2 protein-coding genes are annotated in these 1,153 nt (G+C 54.8%); both read right to left on the bottom strand.

Going from position 1 to position 1,153, the window contains the following annotated elements; genetic code table 11:
* Positions 1–360 (bottom strand): MFS transporter (locus tag ACXJ5O_RS27695; RefSeq protein ID WP_457302710.1); only part of this gene is annotated, 360 nt, incomplete at its 3' end.
* 64 nt (positions 361–424) lie between these two features.
* Positions 425–1,153 (bottom strand): ABC transporter substrate-binding protein (locus ACXJ5O_RS27690; RefSeq protein WP_457302709.1); only part of this gene is annotated, 729 nt, incomplete at its 5' end.

Below are 1,153 nucleotides of genomic sequence, written 5' to 3'. Positions count from 1 at the left end.
GACAACAAGCATCCAATAGGCGTTGGTAAAGCGCATGATAAGGTAAGGAAAACCGATCCAGAAAAGTGACAGAGCAATCAGAAGCCCCTTGCGGCCGATCGCATCGACAACGAGACCACCCGGAATATTGGACAGAGCTCCGGCAATGTACTGGACCGTGAGAACGGTACCGATCTCGCTGTAACTCAGACCGAGCTCTTTTCCGATTACAGGCAACAACAGATAAAATGTGGCCGGATACCAATGGGTCAGCGCGTGCCCCGTCGTTATTACCCATGCCTCAAGATAGGATCTCCCCCCGACGCTCTCGCCGGAGGGAGTAGAGATCACTGCGGTTTCGGCTGCTTGAGACTGGTTCATGATCCTGGAAGAAAAGCAATTTGGYTGGAGAGGCGGTCATGAGCGACATAGCCGCTCAACTATTCTATGGCTTTGCAGAAACGACTTCGTCGAAGACGTTCCGCCATTTCTTCCCCTCATCGAGGACGATTTTTGAATCGATCACGCTGAGCTTGAGATTCTCTGGCAAAGGAAACAGCGATGTGTTCGTCGGAGTGAAGCCGCGCTTCGCCAGGATCGATTGAGCATCGGTCAGTTCGAACTCATAGAAAAGGAGCGCCGCGTGCGGATGAGTCGAATGACGTGAAACCCCGATGCCATTGACGCGAGCCGGAATGGGCGCGATGCCAAACCATTCTATCGGGGCGCCGTCCTGTTTCAGTTGCTGCGCCTTGTACTGGTAGACGGTCATCGACATAGGCACTTCGCCGGACGCTGTAAGATTGGTCAGCAACGTGTGACCCTTGCGTACCGAAAGACCATTGGTGGCGGCAAGTTTCTTGAAGAAATCGATTCCCTCGGCTTCCGAAGGAAAGTTCTTCACCACGGCGGCGAGCCAGTCGAAGTCCTCGGCCTCAATGCCCAGTTTGCCCTTGAACGCCGGGTTCAGGAAGTCGGTCCACGTCTTCGGTACATCAGYGGCCTGCACCAGATTGGTATTGTACGCCGACGTGATGACGTTGAGCCGCGTTCCGATCCAGCTTCGATGCTCGAAGAGGGCGGAGGGTAATATCTGGTTGAACGTCGGTGAGGAGACCGGCTGCAATATGTTCTCGCGCGTCAAGGCCTCGAGCTCCGGGCCATTGGTTTCGAG

Source organism: Phyllobacterium sp. P5_D12 (genome assembly GCF_054049495.1).
Note: the sequence above shows the minus strand (reverse complement) of the source record. Positions and strands in the feature narration are given on the sequence as shown.